The following is a 23,395-nucleotide window of genomic DNA, read 5'->3' as shown; positions in this document are numbered from 1 at the left end:
AATGATGCCCCCCTTTGGCAATGGCCTTGTCGAGTGCCGCAATCAAATTCTTCGGATTACTACCAGAGTAGTTGTAACAGTTTCCGGCACTATCCCGATAATTGTTGACGATGACGAAGGGATTAACACGATATTCACCAGCGAGTGATAAAACATACTTCACATCCGTATCTGACACATCGGCGCTAGACAAGTAAATCTTTCCCTGACTACTACCCAAAACATTCTGTACCAGTTGTTTAAGGTTTTTCAGGACAGATACCCGACGTTTTTGCACTTCCGTACCAGAGTTAAGTAGATGCCAGAAAACTTGGTCACATTCATCAATAATAATGACATCATTCGCCCAGTCATTAGGATTGAATCGAGCCTGAGAATCCTGATGCAGTGAATCAACACATACGCCGTATCCCAACAATGTGCCTGTTTCATTCGTGCGGACTTCGGTAACATAGTTAACACCAAACCGATTACACAACGCCTCACCCAGTTGAATGCGATGGGTGATAATTAATACCCTCTGCCCCTGGTCATGTGCCTTCGCCACCTCAGTAGACAGCCATTGGGTTTTACCAGTACCTTTGGGAGCCTTGAGGATAATCAGTTTTTCACCTGATGGAACAAGCAAGTGATTCAAGAAGCGCTGGTTAAGTGCGATCGCTGGCGGGTAAGTCAACAAGGTAAACAGCTTAATCTCCCACAATTCCAAAGCAACGGCAGTGTTGTAGAGGGCGTGAAAAGCGTCTTGTCCGTGAGCCACAATGAAGTCATCCACTCCCTTCTCTGGGCCTGGCAAATCTATAACTCGCACTTCGCAACCCTCGGCAATCAATAACCGTCCCATGCGACTAATCGCGGTTCTAACTCGTTTGACTGTTTCTGGGTTAGTATCGTGGTCAAAGCAGATGTTAATCTGTCTGCCTTTGGTGGCAAAGTGTTTGATATCAGGGATTAAGTAAGGCTTACCATTCAGTGTACCGTACTCATCCTTGGGTGTACGGTAGCCAGCATTTACTCCCGGAACAGCGATCGTTGCGTAGCCAGCACTTAACATAGAGGCTGCTTTTTTGACACCTTCGACTATTGAGAGGGGGACATTACGCCGCCACACCCAGTACCAAAATCCCCAAGGATGTTCCCAATCTTCTTTAGTAATGGGGATACCACTAGTCGTTGAGACTTTTACCCAAATCTCGTCAGGGGTTTGGAGAAAGAAAGCGCGTGTTTGGTTGAGTCGATGGGGGATATTATTCCCCGCACCTCTCAGTTAGATCCGTGCGTACCCATTTCTGTGTACACGGCTCCCGATGTTCTCAGCTTGCGCTTTTGCTCATGTGTTTGTAATCGTGGCAACTCTCATGAATTGCTTCTAGATTATTCTTTTTCCAGTTGGCGTGATTTCCGTCGATGTGGTGCAAATGTACCTTTTCTTCATCAATGAATTTCAGACCGCAGGAAGCACATCTATGGCTTTGCTTCTTAAGGGTTTTAGAGGTTTCACCATCGTAGAGCTTACTTTTACGTTCGCTCCAGTAGGCTGTATCACCGTCGTAAGGTGATTTAGTTCCTTTGACAGAAACGTGTTTGTTTTCGGAGTAAGGAACCTTTGGGAATGCTTTGTCTAGTAATTTCTTGCTAGAGTAGCGGTCTTGATTGGTTTCCTTGTTAAACACCGTATAAGCTCTTTTTTGGATGTAGTATAACGAGTTTTTAGACCCGTCCATCTTGCAGAACTTATGGTAGTTTCTCCAACCTCTAACTACTGGGGCTAATTTCTCAGCCTTTGTGGTAGCACCATAATTCGAGTTGTTGACAATGTGTTTTACTTTCTTGCGGAATGCCTTGAAGTTGTCCACTGAGGGAATACATCTAAACTTTCCGTTTTTCTGGACTTTGAAGTGCCAGCCGAGGAAATCAAACCCATCTGTCGCGGCGGTAACTTTGGTTTTCTTTTGGCTTACATTCATTCCGCGTTTGCGGAGGAACTCGCTGATTCTTTCAAGTATCTCTGTTGCATCATCTTCGGGTCGGAGTATGATAACCATGTCATCAGCGTATCGGGCTGATGGCTCGACGATTGACTTATTTGGTGTTTTGTCGTGTACCTTGCTACCTTTTTTATAGTCGTAGTGGTATCTGTGTATACTCTCAATCCCGTTAAGTGCAATGTTGGCTAATAGTGGGCTAACTACTCCCCCTTGGGGCGTTCCTTGTTCGGGGAATTCTGGGTTAACTCCTGCCTTGAGGCATCGGAAGATACCGAGTTTTAAGCCAAAAGGGGCAATGAGTTCGTCCATAATTGCTGAGTGGTTAATCCTATCGAAGCACTTTTCGATATCGAGTTCGATTACTCGTTTTTCTATTCCTTTGCTGTTGGAGCGGAGATTTACGAAGATGTACTGTTGTGCATCGTGGGCAGAGCGCCCTATTCTGAACCCATAACTCCTAGCGTGGAAAGTGGCTTCGTGCGCTGGTTCTAGTACATATTTTGCGAGGCATTGCCAAGCTCTATCCGCGATGGTTGGTATTTTTAGCATTCTGGTAGTCCCGTCCTTCTTAGGGATGGGGATTTCCCGTAGTCCTTGATGCCTCCAGTTTCCACTGTTCATTTTCAGTAGTTCTTCAAGGTTGAAGCGTTCTTCAAATGAAAGGGATTTCTTACCATCAATACCAGCCGTCTTCTTACCAGCATTTAGCTGAGATACTTGTCTAATTGCAAGAAATCGAGCCGAGGTGGATTTAAGAATAAGCTTTTGGAGTAACCTAGCTTTCCGCTTGTCTCCAACTTGAACAGCTTTATACACGCGCTTTTGAAGGCGGAAAAGATTTCGGCGGAATTTCTTCCACGGTAAAGCTCTCCAAGATTCACTAGTATGTCTACTGTGTCTAATCATTTTCTCTTCTAGAGTTTGTGTATTCTGAACACCTCGCAACAATTACGTTACGTCCTACCCGACTTGTGAGAGTTCCGTATCCCGTCTTACCTACCTGGGGAACGAAAGCCCCAAGACTCACAAATCGTTTTTATTCGTTCCCTCGGTTGGATTGATTGTTCCGTTAGATGTAGCCAATTCAACTACTGGATTCCCTAGACTCTTACCGATATTGAGAAGAAGGATTCGGCGGGAATTGTCTCCAGTGAGGTCAGGGGTTATGGCTGTTGCGCCCTGCTTCATACTGAGTTGCTTTTCTAGGCTCTGTTTCATCATGGGAACTCCCTGTTAGCGCCAGTGTCAACTCGCAACGGCTGTCTGATTGCGCCCTGTTCCCAGCTTCACTCTACAAGAAACGAGCTTGTTCGGTGTGGGCAGGTAAGGAGTCAATTCTGAGTCTGAATGGTAGGGCTTTCACCTACATCTAACCGAGAGTTCAGCCTTTTAATGACAGTAATCTGCTGTCAGACTGGATTAGTTATTTACGGACTGATTACCGTGATTCACTAATCAACGAATCGCACCTTCCCTGTATGGATGTTCGTATTTGATAAATTTGTGGATTTTCTGGCGATCGCGGCGGGGATGATCTGGTTTAAAACAGCCCCACGTCATCAACTTGTAATCGTTAAGGGGGTCAACACCATTACACCACCAGCCACCATGTTCGATGTGAGAATACTTTCTCAAATCGTGATCTCGTAGCCGTCCATCGTTACGGCGGGAGATTTTGGGGCTGTAGAGCAGGAACTGATAGGGTATGGTTCCTCTCATTGAGGTGACATTGAGATCGTAAATTGCTCTATTAACGCCACTATCTAACCATTCTTGTAAATGCTTATCTTGAAAATCATCGTCTTTGTCTGGTGCAAATGCTGGCATAATTCCCTCCGGTATTTGAACGCATGAAAAAGAGTGCGGCATTACGGGAATGCCGCGCCTAAAACGTTTTGTGTGTATCTGAAAACCGAAACTAGTAAATTAGTACCACATCCTAATTGAGTGGTTGTTAACTTTGCTCAGTAGAGAAAACCTCAATCAGAATACTTTCTGGATACAAACCAACTTTTCCAAAACGTGGGTCATGAATGCGTTCTACTTCTACGCCTTGCTGACGACACAAAGCACTGGCCTTTCGACCTTTAGCACTAGCCTCTTTGTTGGATATTTCCAAACCTTGGAGTTTAGCGAAGCCAAGAATGCTATATTTATGACCAGATGGGGTGTTGAACCTGTCTTGCTCAACTTCAACTATTGTTAGACGCTGCTGTAGTTGTTGATTGAGATTTTGTTGTGTAACAAGAGCTTGTTCTAATTGACGCTGACGAGAGTCTTGTTCAAAAAGCTGTTGAGCGATCGCAACCAAATTTTGTGCATTTTGAAGGATAATTTCAAGTTGTGATTGTGGTTGTGATTGCGGCGTTTTTACCCAACCTTTGACCTGTTGCATCCAAGCCCTGACACCAATCGCCCCAAATGCTTTATAAACTAGTCTTGCTTGCTTAGTACAATAGCGACCAGCTTCATGAGCATAGTAGTCAAGTATGATTGCTATGGCGATATCTGGGATGCCATGAGTTCTCCATTGAGTCAGGTTGACAGGCTCAAAGCCAGACTCCAAAAGCATTTGAGCCAGTTTAGAGGGTTCTTGGTTAACACTCTCTAAGGTTTTAAGGATTGCTGTAGCACTCACTCCAGCCAGTCTTGCAGTCGCCCGTAGACTTGCTTTAGCCTTACCATTGGCATCAACTTCAATCTCTTGCTTTATCTGCTCGATGATTTCGGTAATTTCAATTTGTGACATGGGATTACATGCGTTATTTCAAAACAAAAAGTAGGGAATGAAGCTAAAAACAAAACATACTTATGCAAGCACCTGTACCAAATCGTCTTGAGTGACATAAGTAAAGTAACTGGCTCTGGTGATTGGGTTGTTCACTTGTGGGGATATGCATTCGACGAGATAAAACCAACAATCATCGAGTTGCTCAATCCCTAAAACTATGCGTTGCTTGGGTGAATTACTATCAGCACGAAGCATTACTCTTTCACCCAGCACAAATACAGGTTTTGGAATAGTGTGAGTTTGTAACCGACCTGTGCCAATGAAATCGCATCCCCAAGCAGAAATGATTTCGTTATCTGTAGCAATTGCATACATCCATTTATCTTTGTGCCACTGAATACCGCAGCAGTAGCCAAATGTTCTAGAGTTCTTGAGGTAGACTCGTTCAAAAAGATTAACCGAGAGTATAGGGATTTCCCGACCCCAAGGTGGAGATATATACCAACATATTTCAAGGGTAATGATTTGCTCGGTCATGATGTTTACCCCACCAAATATTCGATAGCATCTTGATCAATGGCAGCAATGCGTTTTTTAACTCGTTGTGGTGGGTTCTGAAGAAATTGCTTCAAGTCTTTACTTCTAATTTGGTGATATCTTCCAGAACTCCGACTTGTACGAATCCAGCCCTTTTTTATCCAATTCCAGACAGTACTTGAATTAAGTTGTAGGACTCTAGCGATTTCACAACAGTTGTAATTATCAAGAATCGGACGTGCTGAGTATCCTAAAGAGCGTAATTTCTGAATAAGTGAGCGTCTTTGTTCAACTCAAAGATGTTCATTAATCTGCAACAAAAAACCGTGTCCAGTGTTTTGTATCTGCAATAATTTCTTGTCCAATAAGTACTGAATGATTGTTGGTGAGAACTGAATATTGTGCAAAGGAGAAGAACCACCACAGCAACGTAAAAAGCGTAGTAGTCTAGCTGCTGTACGTTCCACATAACTGTCAACAGTTTCAGCCATTGATGCTACCTCTTCTTACCATCAATAACTGTTGTTTCCGGACATCTATTTGCTGTTGATGACAGTCGATTTCAGCGATGATTTGAGAAGATAATTCTTCTGGTGATAATGGCTTAATCTGTGACTCGTGATAGTGCAACAATTCGTCAGAGTTCTTGTGAGGAATGACAGAATAACGCCAGCCGCTACCGTATCTTTCAGCCAAGAAGCTGTCTTCGGCATAGTATTCAAAGCCGATTATGATGCCCTGTTGTGTGCGATCGCCAAAGGTAAAGCAAAGATAGTTCCAATCTTTGGGGATTGTGATTGTGGGTTGCATAGATGTAATGGTGATTAGTGAGGATAGGTTGGGTGATCGCTGTGTGGTTGTAGAAGTGCGATCGCCCTTGTGTGAATTACGCTGCTACTGGCTCATATTCCCGTAACTGTTGCCAGTCTTGGGGGGTCAGTTCGTCAACTGGACGGTCTAACAATTGCTCACACTCAGCCACTTCTGCATCTAGCAACTGCTGTAATTCCTCAGTATTCAGTTGCTCTAGTGGTCGGTCTTGCAAGTATTCGTAAGATGTTTCAGCAGTCAACGATGTATCCGCCATCGACAGGGTTCGCATTGCGTCAAACACCGAGTTAGAATACTGTTGCTGACCTGATGAACCCTTCTTCACCCACCAGTTACCCTCAGTGCATCCGACTTGGCCTAACTTCACTTCATTTTCGTAAATGCCATCATCGAGCAGTTCCAAGTCGTATTTCTGGCACTCGTTGAAAATATGGGCCATGATTCGGTTTTCGGAGGTACAAGGTGTTTCTGTTTGTGCTTGGGTAGGTTCGTTAAGCATTTCATCTTGGTGATGCCATTGGATGAAGCGTTGACATCTAGCCCATGTATTGGCGCGAAACTTCTCTTTACCCTCCACCATCACCACCCAAGGCTGGGTTAGGTCATCGTCGTGGGTAATGCTGGCTATCAGCTTGCAAAGAGCAAAAAATTCGTGATCGTAGAAGGATATTTCGACTGTTCTTAATTCTTCTGGAGCGATCACTTGGGCTTGGGCTGTGGCTTGTTCGTCAACTTTGTGGAGTTGGGCGGATTGATGGGCGATGATTGCGTTTATCCAGGTGTCAGCCGTTCTCTTGTCAAGAGTGGGTGTAACGCCTAATTCAGCGGCGATTCTTTTGAGGCGAGGGAGGGTGTAGCGGGAGAGCGCTTGCTGTGAGTAAGTTTGATAGGTCATAATAGTAGTTCCTGTTAAAGGGTCAAAGGGCGATCGCTTCCAATTTGCGAGAGAGGGGTGATCGCCTTTTGTTACCTATTAATATAGCGAGCTTGCTATATTAATGTCAAGCTTGATTCTTTAAACATAATCCTTGCTATATTAAAGTGAATCGCTTTAAGTAAAAAGCGATCTAGCTATAAAAGCATTAGTGGAGGAAACTATGAGAGTAAGGAAAAGAAAAAAAGACTCTCAAAAGATGATTCGTTGGCGGCTCAGAATATTAATGGCAGAGAAGAAAATTAGCAACAAAGAACTTGCTCTTCTTTCAGGTATCCACCCAACGTCCATTTCAAAGCTGAAAAACGCTGATGAGATTGAGCAGATTAGCGGCAGAGTTTTGAATAATTTGTGCAACGCCTTAACTAAGGCTTATCACGCAAAGGGCGATGAGCGGATCATTACACCCGGAGATTTGTTTGACTACACTTATGATGGCGATGGTGATCCAGGATATGCCGATATTCAATCAGTAGCGATAGAAAAACCCAAGAACAGGCACTCCCATAATCCTGGGAAGTCAGACAACGCTAACGCTCAGGTGTTTTGGTTATTACCTGACAAGGAGGCATCATGAGTGCTTTTGCTTTTAGAAAAGTTAACCTAGCTGTCTTGTCTTTGCCCCCAAGGAATGGAGCAAAGCATGAATAAAGAAGAGAAACCAGAGTCACGGCACGCTGCAACAGAGGAAAGAGGAGTGCCGCAATATGGAGAAAAAGTATGCTTGGAAGCTGCTACGAGTAGAGCCATCTGGAGACAAGACCCTGAAAGTTGACTCTTCAAGTGCTGTTCAAGAGGTGGAAGTATGAATAAGCCACCTTCTAGAAGACGGAAAAAAGCCACCCCTGCCGCATCTGATGACAGCACATTACCAGATGACCTTGACCTTGAGGATATCTCCCTTGAAGAGAATCCTGCTACAGCAACAATTACGGTTACTGCTGTTGAAGTAACAGAGTTGACCCAAGAGGAGCAAAGCGATCGCCTGCACTTGGAAAGGAAAGTGGAACGGGCGTTTTTTGAAGCGGGGAAAGCGCTGACGGAATTGAGGGACAGACGGCTTTATCGCTCTACTCACAAAACCTTTGAGGAGTATTGCCGCGATCGCTTTGGCCATAATCGTCGCCAGTCTTATCTTCTAATGGATGCAGCAGTAATATTTGATAACTTAGAGCAAAAATGTGATCGGAACGATCACATTTTGCCGACGAATGAGTGGCAAATCAGGCCACTGTCCAAGCTAGACCCGGACATTCAGCCCGAAGCATGGGAGCAAGCTGTAGAGTCTGCCAACGGGAAAGTACCATCTCATCGCATTGTCAAAGATGCGGTGCAGCGAATAATGGAACGTACTCAAGTACCTAACACCTATCAATTAGGCGAGGTATGCCAAATCTTAGCCAAAGATAATCCAGAACTCAGGGGAAAGGGTGGCTGCTGGGGGATTGTCAGCCAAGTAAATGAGTTCAGTTGCACGGTGAGGATGTGGGATGGCGAACACACGGTTGGGTTGCAACATCTGAAGTCTTACGATTACTTGCCTGCGGAGTGTCAGCAGATGCGGTTGGTGTGTGATCGCATGACACGGGTGTATTCCGATTCGCTGGAGGTGACAGTCAAAAGTCTGTTGCAGTCATTGGGGAAGCTAAATCGGGCTTATCTTACTGCTATGGAAGAGAAATTATTGACGCTTCTAGAGTTGGAGTATGGGAGAATACCCTGAACAATTTTGGCAATTGCATAATTACGTAAGCAGTACGAACTTAATTAAAATATTCGGTATATTCTCGAACTTACAATATAGGTTTACCACTACTACGATGTAATTAAATATATATCATTCATCACATAAAGTAGTAGGAATTGAGCTAAATGACCATCAAAAAACCTTTGATAATCAACCAACCAGAAGTTGGGAAGCTCATCCGAGAACTCCGTATTTGTACTGCTTTAACACAAGAGCAATTCGCCGCAACATTAGGCGTGACTTATCCCACTGCAAATCGGTGGGAAAATGGACACGATATATAACCTATTCAGTATTGTCTAGAACACAAAAACATTCAGTATACGGTGCGCTACACATATCTGTCTCCACAATGTTTTAACGATTTCTGGCAAGATTAGGATATCTTAAGGAGATCATATTGAATTAGCAGTCTCCTTAGCAGCTTCTCGCAGGCGCTCCACATCCCGTATCGGTGGTGCACCAAAGAGCCGCTTGTACTCTCGATTGAAGTGTGAGGCATTGTCGTACCCCACTCGGTAAGCAGCACTGCTAGCGTCAAGGCTTTCCCCCAGCATCAGACGGCGAGCCTCCTGGAGCCGCAGTTGCTTCTGAAACTGCAAGGGACTCATTGCAGTGAAAGACTTGAAGTGATGGTGAAAGCCTGAGATACTCATTCCCATCTCTCGTGCGATGCTTTCAATCTTGATCGGCTCGTTAAAGTCTTTACGAAGTCGCGCGACAGCAAGAGCGATATGGTAGGTGTAGCCACCCAGAACTGCAATATGACGGAGCCGATTACCTTGCTCTCCCATCAGGAGTCGGTAAATAATTTCCCGCTTAATCAGTGGTGCGAGAACATGAGCTTCAGCCGGGGAATCTAAAAGCCTGACGAGCCGCACCACAGCGTCCAATAGATTTGTATTCAACGGACTTACGTCAATCGCTTTCACATTAGAATGGCTGCGCGATGAGGGATACCCTGCCTCGACCATCACTGAGCTAACGAGGGTGGGGTCAAGATCGAGGCGAAGGCTAAGGTACGGTTGCTTCTTAGACGCTTCCAGAATTTGGCTGACAATCGGTAGCTCGGCCGTAGCAAGCAGATAATGCATTGGGTCGTACTGATAGCGATCGCTGCCCAGAAAAACTTCTTTGCTGCCCTGAGCAATCACACAAAAGGCAGGGATAGAGACACTATGAACGCATTCCGAAGGCGAGGAGGAGCGGTTGAAGTGCAATCCTTTGTGCGGCTCAATTGTCCTATCCTGACGAATAGCCTGTGCAATCCGTTCTTTCAGTTCGTCTCTGTTGGCTTGCGCTCTGTCTGCTTCCCGCTTTGCGTGTGGGTCGTTCATCAAATCCATATCGGACTTTTCACTTGTTTCGGCAGCGTTCATTTCTAAGTTTGCAGGATTGTACAACAATCTTAGACGATCATTCTATTGCTTGCCCTTGAGTATTCTTAGAATGAAGCTAAAGCAAGGAAAAATGATTTCGGCGTCTTATAAACATTCTAGATTTTTATTTAAGAGAAAACTTAGTTTTGATTAGGCAAGAAACTTGCCTGCTAGCCACCGAAATGGCATCAAGTAAAGGAATTAAGAAAATGGAAATGGATATCAAAATAAGTAGCTCACAGCTTTCCGCCAAAGGATCGACTGAGTATTTTACTAGCACTGTCTGCATTAACCTCCTGTTCGAGGCGTATGATCCAGCACGGACGCTCGGCGCCAGTGTCACGTTCAAGCCCGCCCAGATTGATCGCTGAAGCAAGATACCACCATGTTTACGTTCGACGCCATCGGAACCCAATGGGAGATTGAGACCCCCGAGCCGTTGGGACGGCAGTTGCAGCAGCAGATTCTCAAACGGATCGAAGCGTTCGACACCACGTACTCGCGGTTTTGCCCGGACTCCCTCGTGTCTCAAGTTGCCGCCGCCTCTGACGGTGGTTGCTTCGACTTCCCCGACGACTCGGTTGCCCTATTCGATCTCTATGAACGGCTCTACACGGCTACCGCAGGTGCCGTAGACCCGCTTGTTGGCCGCGACCTCGAACTCCTTGGCTACGACCAGACGTACTCGCTCACGCCCGCGTTCGACCTTGTGCGAGCCGAGGCGCACAATCGAGGGAAAGCTACCTGGTCGAAGGACATCATCCGGGACGGCACATCGCTCATCACGCGGCGTCCACTCGTGATCGATGTCGGAGCGGCGGGGAAGGGCTACCTCGTGGACATTATCTCTGAGATTCTTGGCGAGGTCGGATTCACCCAGTTCGTGATCGACGGTAGTGGAGACATTCGTCATTCGGGTGAGTCCAGCATCCAAGTCGGGCTTGAACACCCGTTCGCCCCCCAGATGGTGATTGGCGTGACCAACCTGAAAGACCGCGCGCTGTGTGCATCTGCGGTCAGCAGACGCACCTGGGGCGACAACCTGCACCACGTACTAGATGCCCGGACGGGCGTCCCGGTGCGTGATGTGGTCGCAACGTGGGTTGTCGCCGATGAGGCTGCGATCGCCGATGGACTGGCGACGGCGCTCTTCTTCACAAGGGCGGAGCATCTGGCAGAGGTCTTCCGGTTCTCGTATGTGCGGATGTTTGCTGATGGCCGCGCTGAGATATCGCAAAACTTCGACGGCGAGATATTCTCGTGAAAGCGCAACCCGCAGCAGAATGCTTGACTGTACGACACAGCCAACCAACTAACAAGGAGAAGGTATGACTACCCTGAGCAAGCGGATTATAGTCACGACGTTAGCAGGGATCTCCGTGTCCCTTGTCATAGCCTCATGCTCGACGACGGATATGGCAGTCGAGCGCTCGACCTCTGCCTCTGGTGCCGGTGTCAGCCGTTCGAGATGGGCAATGAGTGAAGACTCCGCCTACGAAGATGGCGTTTTTACAGCGACTGGTCAATACGGGGGCCTCCCCTCGTCTATCACGGTGACTGTCACCTTGGTCGACGACGTTATCACCAGCGTCAGAGTTACTCCTCATGCGACGAACCCGACATCCCTCGACTTGCAGCGCCGCTTTGCTGCCGCGATCCCGGTGGTCGTTGTCGGGAAGCGCATCGACGAGGTAAAAGTGGATCGCCTCGCAGGTTCCAGCAGTACGCCTGACGGATTCAACGCTGCGATCCAACGCATCAAAGAGCAGGCTCGAAATGACACTTCACAGTCACCAGCAGGATAGGGCGGACAACCCGGATGTATTTCAACTGATGACACCTCAAAGGAGAAATTATGCAAAAACGTAAACTTGGAAAAAGCAACTTAGAAGTCTCGGCGATCGGTCTGGGCTGTATGGGAATGAGCTTTTCTTATGGCCCACCCAAAGACATACAGGAAATGACCGCCCTTCTGGGGGCCGCCATTGATCGCGGCGTGACATTCTTTGACACCGCCGAGGTCTACGGCCCGTTCACCAACGAAGAGCTTGTGGGGGAAGCCCTTGCTCCTTTCCGTGGGCAAGTGGTCATTGCCACCAAATTCGGGTTTGATATTAATCCTAATTCCGATCCGCGCGGAATGACGGGTGCGCCCGGGTTGAATAGCCGACCGGAGCAGATCAAGCAGGCCGTGGAGGGATCGCTCAAGCGCCTCAAGATCGAGACAATCGACCTGCTCTATCAGCACCGGGTTGACCCGAATGTACCGATTGAAGACGTGGCAGGAGCGGTGAAGGAACTGATTCAGTCAGGGAAGGTGAAGCACTTTGGACTCTCGGAAGCAGGAGTGCAAACGATTCGTCGCGCCCATGCGGTGCAGCCGGTCACTGCTCTCCAGAGCGAATACTCCCTGTGGACGAGGACTCCTGAGAAGGAAGTAATACCGACGTTATCGGAACTCGGCATTGGCTTTGTCCCTTACAGCCCGTTGGGTAAGGGCTTTCTCACTGGCAAGATGGACGAAAGCACGACCTTCGACAGTTCCGACTTCCGCAGCACCCTGCCTCGCTTCACAACCGAGGCTCTCAAGGCGAATCAGGCCCTAATTAATCTACTCAGCAGCATTGCAGAACGAAAAGAGGCGACACCTGCTCAGATTGCGATCGCCTGGCTGTTGGCTCAGAAGCCGTGGATCATACCCATCCCAGGCACCACAAAGCTGCATCGTTTAGAGGAAAACATCGGGGCAGTCTCCGTCGAACTCACGCCTGCCGATCTTGGCGAAATCGATGATGCCGCCGCCAAGATCGCAGTGCAAGGGGCGAGATACCCCGAAAAGCTGGAGCAAATGACGGGTCGCTAAGGATCGATTGCAGTTTTTGGGTCTGGCATAACCGCCTCTTAGACCAGACTCATGATGACTGGTTGCAAGCGGATGACAGAGATCAAGCACGAACTATCGCAGGTTTAATGATGGCTCATTTAAGAAAACAGCAAAAATTAGAGAGAAATAATGCAAAAGGTTGTACTGAATAATGGCGTTGAGATGCCCATTTTAGGATTCGGTGTATTCCAGGTCGCTGACCTCGAAGAGTGTGAAACAAGCGTATATAAAGCAATCCATGCGGGCTATCGGTTGATTGATACCGCCGCCGCTTATCAAAACGAAGAAGCCGTGGGCAAAGCCATTGAAAAAAGTGGTGTCGCCAGGGACGAGATTTTTGTCACCACTAAACTTTGGATTCAGGATACTGGCTACGAAAGTACCAACAAGGCGTTTGAGCGATCGCTCAAAAGATTACAATTGGATTATCTGGATCTCTATCTGATTCATCAACCCTACGGCGATATCTATGGCTCGTGGCGAGCAATGGAAGAACTGTATCGAGAAGGCAAGATTAGAGCCATCGGTGTTAGCAACTTCCAACCCGATCGCTTAATGGATCTGATGGTTCATAACGAAGTAATTCCTGCGGTCAATCAAATTGAGACCCATCCTTTCAATCAGCAAATTGAAACCCAGAAGTTTTTACAGGAAAACAATGTTCAGATTGAATCCTGGGGGCCGTTTGCTGAAGGCAAGAATAATATCTTCGAGAATGAACTGCTGCTTTCGATCGCTGGGAAATACAGGAAAACCGTTGCTCAAGTAATTCTGCGCTGGCTGACCCAACGAGGAGTCGTTGTGATTCCAAAATCCGTTCGCAAGGAAAGGATTATTGAGAACTTCAACATTTTCGATTTTGAGTTAAGCCCTGAAGATATGGATGCGATTATCTCGCTAGACACGAAGGTTAGCAGCTTTTTCGACCATCGCGATCCGGAAATCGTGAAAATGCTGGGTACTGCAAAACGTAATACCTAAGATCACTACGCTCCCGTTTAATTTGGCTCAGATAGCGTTTAACAACGAACGATAGCAGAGCTGCTAACTGCCCTTAAAGGAAAAATCATGCAAAAACGAAAAGGTCGAAATGGAAAACACGACCCCGCTCTGCCCGGTCGCCGTCAAGTGCTTGGTGCCGGCATTGCGTTGGCCGCAACTTCATTGCTGCCTCGCAACATCGCGCGGGCGCTGGACCAGAAGACGCCGGGCGCCAACACACCGCCGCAATCCACGCTGGGCGCCCAGCGTAGGCTCGGCACCCTGGAAGTCTCTGCCGTCGGCCTTGGCGTCCAAAACATGAGCCGCGCCTATCAACAAACCATCCCCACCCGGTCTGAGATGTTCAATATCATTCGGACAGCCTTTGACCGGGGCGTCACCTTTTATGACGCGGCGGAGGCTTACGGGCCGCATGAGGTGGAACGAATCTTGGGCGAAGGCGTGGCTCCGTTCCGAGATCAGGTCGCGATCGCAACCAAGTTCGGCTGGAACATCGATCAGGAAACCGGCGAGCGCCGTCCGGGACTCAACAGCCGCCCGGAACACATCAAGCGGGTAGTCGAGGGTATGCTCAAGCGCCTCCGCACCGATCGCATCGATCTTCTCTACCAGCACCGAGTTGACCCACAGATTCCGATTGAAGATGTCGCCGGCGCAATCAAGGAGTTGATGGCGCAAGGCAAGGTTCTGCACTGGGGTCTGTCCGAGATGGGGCTGAACACGTTGCGCCGTGCTCATGCCGAGTTGCCCGTGAGCGCCGTTCAGAACGAATATTCGATGCTGTGGCGTGGGCCGGAAGAAGAGGTAATCCCTCTGTGCCAGAAACTGGGCATCGGCTTTGTTCCGTGGAGTCCGCTTGGTGTGGGTTTCCTGACCGGTGCCATTGACGCCCAGACGCGGTTCGCTCCCGGTGACATTCGCGGTGTTGAGTCCCGGTTCTCGCCCGAAAATCTGCCGCACAACCTGGCGCTCGTAGATCTAGTCAAAACCTGGGCCGTGCGGAAACAAGCCACTCCTGCCCAAATCGCGCTGGCGTGGCTCTTGGCACAGAAGCCGTGGATCGTGCCCATTCCCGGCACGACACAGATGCCCCACATGATCGAGAACATCGGCGCGGCAGCCGTTCGATTCACGCCTGCCGAACTCGCCGAACTGAACCGGTCTGTTTCGGCGATCCAGATTCGTGGGGCACGTCTACCAGACGCAGTGCTGGTCTTTTCGGGCGTAGAAGCGCCCCCGAAGCCCTGAACGTTCCAAAGCTACTTTGCTGAACATGAAACCATTCATCACAACCGCTCTGTCTCTTTCTCTGCTAGCTTCGACGCTTTCTGTGGCATCCGCCCAGACCAGTGGGAGAACCACCACTTCCCCGACAACGATGATGCAAAATTCACCAACAATCGCCATCACGCGCATCGGCTCGCAGCCTTTGAAATGCACGATGGGCAAAATGGTTGTAGAGTCCAGCGAATGAATCTTTGCTGCGACGGTGCATCAAAAAGCAAAGCAGCATGGAAGCTGGGCCCTTAAATTGATCTTTGAGTTCCCCAGCTACAGGAATCACCCAAAGTTCAGTGAAGGGTTCGTTGGTGAAGTTCTCGTTGATCGTAAATACTCGATCTGGTCTAGAAATTGCGATTGCAAAGTCAGCCTTATTACCTTTTAAATACCCCCCTGCTTGTGCTTCTAGGATTGTGAGTTTGGGGGGACAATCGAGAAGAAATTGACCGTACTCCTTCGCACAATTAGCTTGTAGTTTGGGTTGCGATGGAGGGATTAAGAAAACGCTGTTGTTGATTTTGATGGTTTCCATGATTAGTTTGTTTGTATTGAAGTGATAGCTGTTGTAATGTGTTAGCTAGAAAATCGCGTGCTTTAACCGTCTGGGTGAACATAATTCAGACGATTACTTGTTGTTAGTAGAAATTTTTGGCACAATCGAAGGCTGTTGATTATCCTCTAGCTCTTGCTTCAAATAAGAAAGTGCAGTTTGAGCATCGCCAACAGTTAAATCTGGGTAATACTCAAGTGTGAGGAAATCAGGATGTTTGGCTATTTCACTAAGAATGAATTTTGCCGCATCAACTAATGTATACAGATTTGGAAGAGACATGATTTATTACTCCTAAATTCCAAATTATTTGACGATTAATAATTGCTGAGTGAGGGTTTTGATTTGCTGTCTATAACAGTCAATCTCAGCTTGAATACGCGCTTGTAATTCTTCTGAAGATAGTAGGGTAAGCTCGTTTTCTAGATAATGGTGTAACTCTTCACTGTGTTTGTTGGGAGAAACGGTGTAATACCAACCTTCGCCAAATTCTTCAGCCAAGTAAGTACCTATTTGGTAATAAACCATGCCAACGATGATGCCCTGTTTTGTACGTTGCCCAAAGGTAAACTGAGGATAGTCCCAACCGGAAGGAATTGATATTGTTTGCATATTTGTGATTTTGGTGAATGAAGGGACAATGAAGCAGAGGAGAGATTTGTACAGATTCTTTCCCCTCTGCACCCCTGCCTCTTTACGCTGCAACTAATTCCCCTTTCTCCAGCAGCTGTTGGAGTTCATTACCAGTCATCTGCTCCAGTGGTTTGTCTAAAAATGATTCCGTATTAGTAGCAAATGACACATCTACCATCGATAACCACCAAACTGCATCCAATGCAGAATCGCTCTTTACTCGCTCCTGTTCCCCAGCACGGATAAACCACCAATTACCGTTAGTGCATCCCACCTCGCCTAGTTTCTCGTTATCGCGGTAAATGCCGTCGTCCAATATTTCCAACTCAAACTTTTCACATTCGACGGCAACTTGTGCGATGATTTTATTACCAGTAGTAGAAGAGGACAAGGGGCAGGGTGCGGGGTGCAGAGGGGAAATATTCTCTCCCATGCTAAGAGCTCCCTGGACAAGTGCTTCTTGTTGCACTGGTAATGAGCCGTCTTTATGATGCCATGTAATGAAGTTATGACATTTCGCCCAAGTGTTGGCACGATGGATTTCCGCACCGTTCACCATGACTACCCAAGGTTGGGTTAGGTCATCTTCGTAGGTGATGGCTGCTACAAGTTTGTCACCGTTGTAGTATTCGTGATCGTAGAAAGATATCTCGACTGGGGTTAATTCCTCTGGAGCGATCGCTTGTTCGTCAACTTTGTGAAGTTGGGTGGATTGGTGGTTGAGGATTGCGTTTACCCAGGTGTCAGCAATTCTCTTGTCAAGAGTGGGTGTAACGCCTAATTCAGCGGCGATTCTCTTAAGTTTGGAGAGACTGTAACGGGAAAGCGCTTGCTGTGTATACGTTGGATGCGTCATAATTGATATTCCTGCCTCTACAAGGGGTTAGGTTTTCACAAAGGGTGTCGTGTCGGCCTAGGAAACTTGCGCGACGCCTTTTGTTTTTTCTATCTTATCAACTCCCAGTAGACACGTCAACTATTAGGCGACATTTTTTTGTAAAATAGCTAGAAGTTCAGACGGGTCAATGTATACAGCCGGAAATAGATGCTTAAAATCGGCATCAAGGGCATTGCAGATAGCTACAATTAAATCAGTGGAAACTGCTTCAGCTTTACCTACTTCTAACTTATGAATGTATTGGTAAGTGCAAGTTACACCATTATTGTTAACTTTGTCGGCAAGGGTTCGCATGGGAACGTCACCACGTAAAGATTGTAAGCGTCTACCCAGGTCAGGACTCCACTTCAGTCTGTCAACAGAATCGAGAGAAATCATCAGTTTGCTCTTATCATTCTTACTCACATTGTAATCTCCTAGTTGACTAGAAACATCTTGGTGACTACTATGAGTTTAAAGTTTCATCAAAAGCTCGGAAATGTTTATGAGTCCTCAAACCTTACAGACAGCGATAACTGATGCGACTAATGCCCACACAGGTTTACACCAAGCTATCCACGAACTGCGTCACGGGTCAGTTGCTGAAGCGAAGCAGCTGGTAGCGCTACAGATAGCGGGGAAAAGCGAATGTGAGGCGTGCTGCTGTAGGGCTACAGGATGGGGGAAATTTGGAGGGGGCGTGAGTTGCTTTCAACATCTTATCAGTATCTAAAGTTTAGTCAGTTTAGATACATTCATGTTTGTATTAGCGTGATACGCATTTAAATTGGATATTAATCTGCAAAACTAGGCAATGAACAGCTTAAGCAACACCAAATCATCAGAATAAATCAATACTAATCATCATAAATAAAGCTAACAATATCTATCTTTGGGAATAAGATTTAGGAAGTATAAACATGATTATATGAATTTAATTTACATTTTAATAACATGATATTTAATTCCTCAAAGATTGAATATGGCTTTGTTCTGTAGCGAGTGACTGATCTTAAATTTTCCAAAATTTAATCCCTAACTATCTTATTGGTATATAACCACTAATTTGAAAGCTTGAATGCTACTAGAATAAGGGAGCAGTGCGATTTTGTTAGATCGGGCTTTAATTCTCAATAAAAACCAATTTTTCTGTTTGAATAATTTTTCTTCCTTGATAGGATTGCTGAACTTAATTTGTTTAGCAGTCATCTCCAATTCGCAATAACGCCCCGCTCCGATGTTTTCATGCCCAAAGGGCTGTGGATTGGAGGAATCAGTGCAGAAGTTTCTGGATTCGTTGGAGAATATGATTACAGAAAATTATTGCTGATCGGTATTTTACAAAAATTTTACAAAAATTACTGATACAACAATTTTTTGTAGGAAGTTTTTATCGTTGTATAGCAACTATCCCAGCATTTTTAGCTTTTAAAAATGTAACCAGCAATAAATTATACCTATAATTTATTATTTAGTTAATTCTACGAGGTAAATAGATTGAATCTCCAGGTAGTCTTCTGTCTTGAACTTCCTCTCGGTTGTACTCTAGAATTTCTTCTAACCTCTCACCGAACTTTTGGTTGTATTCTTCTTCCGTCCGTTCTTATAAAAATGCTGTATCTGCTCGTCTTTCAATAGATTCCATTAGAGATGCTTGAATCAGAGCTTGTGCTATCTCATTACCTTTGACAGCACGATAAAGCCAATAGACCGTTGCGAGTTCTATGGGGATAGGTTTGACAAATCCTCCATATCCCTCTACACCAATCATTGGTTCTTGCAGTAATTGCCTATTCTTATAGGGCAGTGCTTGTAGTGATTTTCCTTCCAAAAAACGCAACAAGTCATTGCTGGGTCTTTTGATCGCATCTGTTACCGATTCCACGTACAGTTTGTAGCTTCCATTCGGCATTTGATAAACATCAAGTGGAATATTCCCCAAATAAATTGTTGCCTTCACAGCTTTTTGGGTTTCGCTATGCGCTGTCATATAGATATATGTTGTCAAAAGTACTTCTACTATTTTGCCCAAAAATCAGCTTTTTGTACCAATAAAGGCAGGGCAATTGACCATCTGATCATGACTTGCGATCGCATCTGACATCGATTTGGTACTGCCAGCATTTGTTTTTGCAAGATTTGCTATTAGGCGGCATTTTGTCTAGAGGCATGGTATTAATAAGGAAAATATTTGTCCTGGACAGTCTAGGACACATGGCTATGGAAGTTGATCGCGTTCCTTTATCTCAACTCCCCTCTCGCTACAGCATTGCCCGTTCTGCTCTTTACACAAGGCTGAAGGATTTGCAGATTGAGCCAATCAGGGAGGGGAAGAAAGCGCTCGCGCTTTGCTGACTGACACTGACAATACAAAACTGCTCTCAAGTTTTGACAAGAGAGCAGCTTTAGCAGAGGGATAAATTTACATGGGGCTTCATAGATTCAATGCCCCGATTACTGTATAGGTGGTTCGGTATGTAGGGATATACAGCTTGCGAGGTGTCTTGTTCCGAAAAAAACTGGTTTATTTACAGAGAATTCATAAATCGCACCACGCATCTGGGGTTAGCTTCATAACTATTGATAAAAATCATTTTGGTCATTGAAAAATCTGGAGCGAGACTGGAATGTTCCCGACTAGAATCACTAAATTAATATAGCTACCCTCAAAAAAACTGGTATTCTTCCTCAATTCTCTTGATGAATAAGTTTGATGACAAGCTGATTACTACCTTACTTCTCTACGCTCATTGTAGTATGTCCGATTTGGTAGTAATTTCAGTGACGTTGTTCCATCCAACAGTAACTCAAGCAACTCTTAACCGCTTCGCTCAAATAGGCGGTATCTGCCACTGCCACAAATCCACTCGTTGAGCCACTCAGATTGTTGCAGGCAGCGGCAGATACTCCGCTTCGCCGCCTATTTGTTAAGAGTTGGAGCAACCTATTTGTACGGACACTTTTCTGTTGACTACGGACAAAACTAAATAATAAAATATAAATATGAGGCAAAGGGATGCGACCCCAAAGCCTCAATCAAACGTTTTCAAAGGATATTTTATCATGGTGGAAATCAAAGTTGATGATATGCGGGCAGCGGGCAAGCCTGGCTACGTAGCAAAAATAGTAAATGGTGAAAAAAAATTTTTAAATGCTGCTATACAAGATAAGTACAGCAGCAGCAAAGTCGCCAAGATTTATAAAATTTCTGAAGATGGCATCTACGAAATCTGCGATGCTAATTTCGGTGGGAGAAAAAGAAGGATAAATTTCATAAAAGTAGAAGATGGGGAAATTATAGAAGAATCAGAAAATCTAAATAGTTTGATTACAATTGAGAAAACGCAACTATTGAATATCGAGTGGGTAAGCGATATCGATGATGAAAATGCCCATGAGTTCAGAGGCGATGAAGGGCATTTTGAAGGAGATGCCTATCTCCCCAATGGAAAAAAACAACGTGTTGAAGTTTGCGGGGAAGAAAAGCCGAAAGATTTTGAATCGCAAAACAACGATCCAATCATGGACGATTATGCAGAGTATCGTTCATTTCTTGCTAGAGACGGTAAACGGTATTGGTGCAGGCCTCTTCTATCGGTAGACTTTGCTATTTGGGCTGATATTATTCCTGATACAGTACCGCGCAATTTTTCTGCTCCAAAGCCAATTAATGCAGTGGATGTTATTAGCAGCGCCCCGAAGCGTGAGCTTCCCGAATTGATAGAAAAACCCGATTGTAAAATTGCTATTGCAGGCAATGTTAATGGCGAATTGCTATTTTTTACGGTCGAATTTGATAGAGATTTAGGGTATATGTTCGGAGTGCTGCTTGCCGCAGTAAAGCGAATTTCCGGACGCAAATGGAATGATTTAAAGAAGAGATGGGAAGTGCCGATAGAAAATGCAGACGAACTAAAAAAAGAACTAATTGAATACTACGGAGACTCTGCCAAATCTTCTTCAGCCACCTTTTCTTTAAGTCCTAGAACGCGAGAGCTATTGTACTCGCAAGGTATTCCCAGCCTTATTGAGGAAAACGTAAAATAATGACCAGAAAGGGGGAGAGCGTAACTCTTTCCCTATCGTCTGAGCAAAAGCAACAGCTAGAACAAATTGCTTTAGACTTTGGGCAGACATGGGGAGAGGAACCAAATATTAGTAAATTAATGCGAGCGATCGCAGATGGCGATTTAAAAGTAATCTGGGGCGACGAAGAACTTCCTATGACCAGTAATCAGCGCAGTATGATGAAAGCTGCGATCGCCACAATCCAAGAAGGTTTGAGCAAGCTAATAAAATTAATTTGATGTTCGCGTTGCCAAAAAATGGATAAAGTCGAGCTAAAGTCCCAATGCTTTTTTTCTACCTTTTATTAAGGCTAAAGCAGCACTGATCGCTTCAGGACTATAGTGCTCAAGCAAAATAGCATAAGAATCCTCGCTGTTCTTGCCTTCTAAAACATGTTTCAAAATATGTTCTACTACATTTTCCAGAATTACATATTCAGGCATAATCCCTCTTTTAGAATATTTTACTTTTTGCATCTACAACTCTATCTACAACTCTAGTCTACTGTTGACACTCCCTGGCCAACTACCTACACTGACACCTTCGGGTACAGTGTAGGTAGTTGGCTAATAGTTGAAGTTCGTAATTTGTATGCAATCATCGTTTGAGCATCCGTCTAAAGCTTTGCTAATTGCTTTGCTAATTGCTAAGTTAATCGTCATTTCTATTCCTCTATTTTATGTATTTAGAGCTTACGCATTGACAGGGTGGTAAAATAGTTCTTTCGTTCTCTTGAGCTTTAAATTAAGTACTTTCAACAAACGAGTAAATTACCCAAAACTTATAATTAACTGGCTCAGAGGGGAAAGCGGCAAACCGCAAAGTAATAATATCACTACGCGGGTAATCTGCTCTAATTAAATCACGCACAATTTTCGCTTTAATTAGGGAATTATCTTCGGGATAAAAGAGTTTCAAATCGAGTCTTGAATCATACTCGACTTGATCACTCTTTTTTCTCTGAAAGCTTAATAAAATATCCCACTCTTTATTCCAAGGTTCAGTCTCAGGAGAAACAATTCTTAACATCTGAGACTTGCAATCTTGGTAGACAAACTTATTAGAAGCGTTGATCCCAAGAGCTTTATAATGAGATTTATGCGGCAAGACTGCACGAATTTTATTGTTAAATTCATTTGGTAGCAATAGTAAAACTCCTTAATTTTTATCAACAAGCGATCGCAGTCCTTTTGAGTAGTTTTCGCCCCCGATTCTATGGTTGCCGTGGGAGTTGGGATTGCTCCCACGGCCTTTGACTAATTTAGGCATTATCTAATTCTTGCCAGTGGCGAAATAGACTGTAAGAGACATCAGGAGAAAGTATAAATTCTTGAGAAATATGCCTACTTCCATCTGGCAATATTTCCTCTTCTAATAAGCGAAAGCCTGAAATACCTTCAATTGGATTGAACTTAAGTTCAAGTATAAGTCTTTCTACATCTTTTGCTAAACTTTCATCTACTAAACTTTCATCTGGATATTCCAAGTAAGTTTCTAGTCTATTACCTTTCTCGCTTTGTCCGTTATCGTCAATTAGTACTCGCATAAGTATTTTCTTCTGAATAAGTTTTTGATTTCATACGAATTGCTGGATAGCCCCCTTGGGTGAAAGTATCCTTCATGGAAGCAGGATACTTCCAGCACCCTTTGCCTTCGTATTTGCCATCATTAGGAAGCTTTTCTTTAAAGCCCTCCTGCCAACCCGCGGCTTCAATTAAAATGCAGTCTGGGTAAATAATCACTTCACCTGGTATATTGCCATACTCGTAATCATCTTTGAATTGCTTCCTCTGATCTTCAAGTGTATCGGTTTGTTGAGCTATCTCTTGATTTCTTCAAGCCGCACACTCGTGACTTCCAGTCATGAGTTAGGCGCTCTATATTATGTGTCACTTTGTGTTAAAATTGAATGATATTCAGCAAATTCAAGAAATTGTCATCCATCCAAAAAGC

35 protein-coding genes are annotated in these 23,395 nt (G+C 45.3%); 14 read left to right on the top strand and 21 right to left on the bottom strand.

Features of this window, described 5'->3' with window-relative positions; translation table 11 throughout:
- The 10 genes from IQ246_RS19390 to IQ246_RS19350 form a co-directional block, all read right to left on the bottom strand.
- The coding region (locus tag IQ246_RS19390) for a DUF3854 domain-containing protein (RefSeq protein ID WP_339379139.1) at window positions 1-1,111 on the bottom strand (1,111 nt) is incomplete at its 3' end.
- A 202-nt stretch (window positions 1,112-1,313) separates the two neighbouring features.
- Window positions 1,314-2,894, bottom strand: coding sequence for a reverse transcriptase domain-containing protein (locus IQ246_RS19385; protein ID WP_194004969.1), 1,581 nt, complete (start codon window positions 2,892-2,894; stop codon window positions 1,314-1,316).
- A gap of 117 nt (window positions 2,895-3,011) precedes the next feature.
- Entirely contained in the window at window positions 3,012-3,209 is a 198-nt protein-coding gene (locus IQ246_RS19380; protein ID WP_190884851.1) for a hypothetical protein, read from the bottom strand.
- A 234-nt stretch (window positions 3,210-3,443) separates the two neighbouring features.
- Window positions 3,444-3,815, bottom strand: coding sequence for a hypothetical protein (locus tag IQ246_RS19375; RefSeq protein ID WP_339379138.1), 372 nt, complete (start codon window positions 3,813-3,815; stop codon window positions 3,444-3,446).
- 127 nt (window positions 3,816-3,942) lie between these two features.
- The gene (locus IQ246_RS19370; RefSeq protein ID WP_194004968.1) at window positions 3,943-4,737 is read right to left on the bottom strand and encodes a hypothetical protein; all 795 of its coding nucleotides are present in this window, start codon (window positions 4,735-4,737) and stop codon (window positions 3,943-3,945) included.
- A 60-nt stretch (window positions 4,738-4,797) separates the two neighbouring features.
- Window positions 4,798-5,256 (bottom strand): DUF1392 family protein, encoded by a 459-nt coding sequence (locus IQ246_RS19365; protein ID WP_194004967.1) that lies wholly within the window; start codon window positions 5,254-5,256, stop codon window positions 4,798-4,800.
- A 5-nt stretch (window positions 5,257-5,261) separates the two neighbouring features.
- Window positions 5,262-5,462, bottom strand: coding sequence for a hypothetical protein (locus IQ246_RS31315; RefSeq protein WP_339379140.1), 201 nt, complete (start codon window positions 5,460-5,462; stop codon window positions 5,262-5,264).
- Window positions 5,463-5,549: 87 nt separating this feature from the next.
- Entirely contained in the window at window positions 5,550-5,747 is a 198-nt protein-coding gene (locus IQ246_RS19360) for a hypothetical protein (RefSeq protein ID WP_194004966.1), read from the bottom strand.
- Window positions 5,740-6,066, bottom strand: a complete 327-nt coding sequence (locus IQ246_RS19355; protein ID WP_194004965.1) for a hypothetical protein — start codon at window positions 6,064-6,066, stop codon at window positions 5,740-5,742. The genes IQ246_RS19360 and IQ246_RS19355 overlap by 8 nt, the downstream gene beginning before the upstream one ends.
- A 76-nt stretch (window positions 6,067-6,142) precedes the next feature.
- A complete protein-coding gene (locus IQ246_RS19350; protein WP_194004964.1) occupies window positions 6,143-6,982 on the bottom strand; it encodes a hypothetical protein in 840 nt (279 codons plus the stop codon).
- A gap of 238 nt (window positions 6,983-7,220) precedes the next feature.
- On the opposite strand from IQ246_RS19350, the gene IQ246_RS19345 reads away from it, so the two are divergent.
- From IQ246_RS19345 to IQ246_RS19335, 4 genes are all read left to right on the top strand, one after another.
- Entirely contained in the window at window positions 7,221-7,598 is a 378-nt protein-coding gene (locus IQ246_RS19345; RefSeq protein WP_194004963.1) for a helix-turn-helix transcriptional regulator, read from the top strand.
- 66 nt (window positions 7,599-7,664) lie between these two features.
- Window positions 7,665-7,796 carry a hypothetical protein gene (locus tag IQ246_RS30965; RefSeq protein ID WP_255515600.1) on the top strand — a complete coding sequence of 44 codons (132 nt, stop codon included), beginning with the start codon at window positions 7,665-7,667 and terminating at the stop codon, window positions 7,794-7,796.
- Between the two features lie 30 nt (window positions 7,797-7,826).
- A complete protein-coding gene (locus IQ246_RS19340; protein ID WP_194004962.1) occupies window positions 7,827-8,744 on the top strand; it encodes a hypothetical protein in 918 nt (305 codons plus the stop codon).
- Between the two features lie 149 nt (window positions 8,745-8,893).
- Window positions 8,894-9,052, top strand: a complete 159-nt coding sequence (locus IQ246_RS19335; RefSeq protein WP_194004961.1) for a DNA-binding transcriptional regulator — start codon at window positions 8,894-8,896, stop codon at window positions 9,050-9,052.
- 111 nt (window positions 9,053-9,163) lie between these two features.
- Here IQ246_RS19335 and IQ246_RS19330 read toward each other — a convergent pair whose 3' ends face one another.
- Window positions 9,164-10,105, bottom strand: a complete 942-nt coding sequence (locus tag IQ246_RS19330) for an AraC family transcriptional regulator N-terminal domain-containing protein (protein WP_370588517.1) — start codon at window positions 10,103-10,105, stop codon at window positions 9,164-9,166.
- Between the two features lie 427 nt (window positions 10,106-10,532).
- Here IQ246_RS19330 and IQ246_RS19325 point away from each other — a divergent pair, with 427 nt between their 5' ends.
- The 5 genes from IQ246_RS19325 to IQ246_RS19305 all read left to right on the top strand — a co-directional run bounded on the left by IQ246_RS19325 (window position 10,533) and on the right by IQ246_RS19305 (window position 15,281).
- Entirely contained in the window at window positions 10,533-11,411 is an 879-nt protein-coding gene (locus tag IQ246_RS19325) for an FAD:protein FMN transferase (RefSeq protein ID WP_194004959.1), read from the top strand.
- A 211-nt stretch (window positions 11,412-11,622) separates the two neighbouring features.
- On the top strand, window positions 11,623-11,952 hold the full coding sequence (locus IQ246_RS19320) for an FMN-binding protein (protein WP_208492217.1): 330 nt from the start codon (window positions 11,623-11,625) through the stop codon (window positions 11,950-11,952).
- 50 nt (window positions 11,953-12,002) lie between these two features.
- On the top strand, window positions 12,003-13,010 hold the full coding sequence (locus IQ246_RS19315; RefSeq protein ID WP_194004957.1) for an aldo/keto reductase: 1,008 nt from the start codon (window positions 12,003-12,005) through the stop codon (window positions 13,008-13,010).
- A 150-nt stretch (window positions 13,011-13,160) separates the two neighbouring features.
- Window positions 13,161-14,012 (top strand): aldo/keto reductase, encoded by an 852-nt coding sequence (locus tag IQ246_RS19310; RefSeq protein ID WP_194004956.1) that lies wholly within the window; start codon window positions 13,161-13,163, stop codon window positions 14,010-14,012.
- 87 nt (window positions 14,013-14,099) lie between these two features.
- Complete coding sequence (locus IQ246_RS19305) at window positions 14,100-15,281, top strand: aldo/keto reductase (protein WP_194004955.1); 1,182 nt, start codon at window positions 14,100-14,102, stop codon at window positions 15,279-15,281.
- Between the two features lie 142 nt (window positions 15,282-15,423).
- Here the strand turns inward: IQ246_RS19305 and IQ246_RS19300 are convergent, their stop codons facing one another.
- From IQ246_RS19300 to IQ246_RS19285, 5 genes are all read right to left on the bottom strand, one after another.
- Window positions 15,424-15,846, bottom strand: coding sequence for a hypothetical protein (locus IQ246_RS19300; RefSeq protein ID WP_244142088.1), 423 nt, complete (start codon window positions 15,844-15,846; stop codon window positions 15,424-15,426).
- 93 nt (window positions 15,847-15,939) lie between these two features.
- A complete protein-coding gene (locus IQ246_RS30510) occupies window positions 15,940-16,146 on the bottom strand; it encodes a hypothetical protein (protein ID WP_244142087.1) in 207 nt (68 codons plus the stop codon).
- 24 nt (window positions 16,147-16,170) lie between these two features.
- Entirely contained in the window at window positions 16,171-16,476 is a 306-nt protein-coding gene (locus IQ246_RS30505) for a hypothetical protein (protein ID WP_244142086.1), read from the bottom strand.
- An 82-nt stretch (window positions 16,477-16,558) separates the two neighbouring features.
- A complete protein-coding gene (locus IQ246_RS19290; RefSeq protein ID WP_194004954.1) occupies window positions 16,559-17,353 on the bottom strand; it encodes a hypothetical protein in 795 nt (264 codons plus the stop codon).
- Between the two features lie 123 nt (window positions 17,354-17,476).
- On the bottom strand, window positions 17,477-17,800 hold the full coding sequence (locus tag IQ246_RS19285; RefSeq protein ID WP_194004953.1) for a hypothetical protein: 324 nt from the start codon (window positions 17,798-17,800) through the stop codon (window positions 17,477-17,479).
- Between the two features lie 79 nt (window positions 17,801-17,879).
- Here IQ246_RS19285 and IQ246_RS19280 point away from each other — a divergent pair, with 79 nt between their 5' ends.
- The gene (locus IQ246_RS19280) at window positions 17,880-18,107 is read left to right on the top strand and encodes a hypothetical protein (protein WP_194004952.1); all 228 of its coding nucleotides are present in this window, start codon (window positions 17,880-17,882) and stop codon (window positions 18,105-18,107) included.
- An 870-nt stretch (window positions 18,108-18,977) separates the two neighbouring features.
- Here IQ246_RS19280 and IQ246_RS19275 read toward each other — a convergent pair.
- Window positions 18,978-19,364, bottom strand: a complete 387-nt coding sequence (locus IQ246_RS19275) for a hypothetical protein (RefSeq protein WP_194004951.1) — start codon at window positions 19,362-19,364, stop codon at window positions 18,978-18,980.
- Between the two features lie 224 nt (window positions 19,365-19,588).
- On the opposite strand from IQ246_RS19275, the gene IQ246_RS19270 reads away from it, so the two are divergent.
- From IQ246_RS19270 to IQ246_RS31310, 4 genes are all read left to right on the top strand, one after another.
- Complete coding sequence (locus tag IQ246_RS19270; RefSeq protein ID WP_194004971.1) at window positions 19,589-19,729, top strand: hypothetical protein; 141 nt, start codon at window positions 19,589-19,591, stop codon at window positions 19,727-19,729.
- A gap of 345 nt (window positions 19,730-20,074) precedes the next feature.
- Window positions 20,075-20,248 (top strand): hypothetical protein, encoded by a 174-nt coding sequence (locus IQ246_RS19265; RefSeq protein ID WP_194004950.1) that lies wholly within the window; start codon window positions 20,075-20,077, stop codon window positions 20,246-20,248.
- A 189-nt stretch (window positions 20,249-20,437) separates the two neighbouring features.
- Window positions 20,438-21,421, top strand: a complete 984-nt coding sequence (locus tag IQ246_RS19260; RefSeq protein ID WP_194004949.1) for a hypothetical protein — start codon at window positions 20,438-20,440, stop codon at window positions 21,419-21,421.
- Complete coding sequence (locus IQ246_RS31310) at window positions 21,421-21,681, top strand: hypothetical protein (RefSeq protein WP_194004948.1); 261 nt, start codon at window positions 21,421-21,423, stop codon at window positions 21,679-21,681. The genes IQ246_RS19260 and IQ246_RS31310 overlap by 1 nt, the downstream gene beginning before the upstream one ends.
- Before the next feature lie 33 nt (window positions 21,682-21,714).
- Here IQ246_RS31310 and IQ246_RS19250 read toward each other — a convergent pair whose 3' ends face one another.
- The 4 genes from IQ246_RS19250 to IQ246_RS19235 form a co-directional block, all read right to left on the bottom strand.
- The gene (locus IQ246_RS19250; RefSeq protein WP_194004947.1) at window positions 21,715-21,918 is read right to left on the bottom strand and encodes a hypothetical protein; all 204 of its coding nucleotides are present in this window, start codon (window positions 21,916-21,918) and stop codon (window positions 21,715-21,717) included.
- 268 nt (window positions 21,919-22,186) lie between these two features.
- Entirely contained in the window at window positions 22,187-22,588 is a 402-nt protein-coding gene (locus tag IQ246_RS19245; protein WP_194004946.1) for a hypothetical protein, read from the bottom strand.
- A 115-nt stretch (window positions 22,589-22,703) separates the two neighbouring features.
- The gene (locus IQ246_RS19240; protein ID WP_194004945.1) at window positions 22,704-22,988 is read right to left on the bottom strand and encodes a hypothetical protein; all 285 of its coding nucleotides are present in this window, start codon (window positions 22,986-22,988) and stop codon (window positions 22,704-22,706) included.
- Window positions 22,972-23,184 carry a hypothetical protein gene (locus tag IQ246_RS19235; RefSeq protein ID WP_194004944.1) on the bottom strand — a complete coding sequence of 71 codons (213 nt, stop codon included), beginning with the start codon at window positions 23,182-23,184 and terminating at the stop codon, window positions 22,972-22,974. The genes IQ246_RS19240 and IQ246_RS19235 overlap by 17 nt, the downstream gene beginning before the upstream one ends.
- Window positions 23,185-23,395 lie beyond the last annotated feature (211 nt).

This window comes from aff. Roholtiella sp. LEGE 12411, from assembly GCF_015206995.1.
Classification (GTDB): domain Bacteria; phylum Cyanobacteriota; class Cyanobacteriia; order Cyanobacteriales; family Nostocaceae; genus Komarekiella.
The sequence above is the reverse complement of the archived record's forward strand: the minus strand, read 5'-3'. Positions and strand labels throughout refer to the sequence as shown.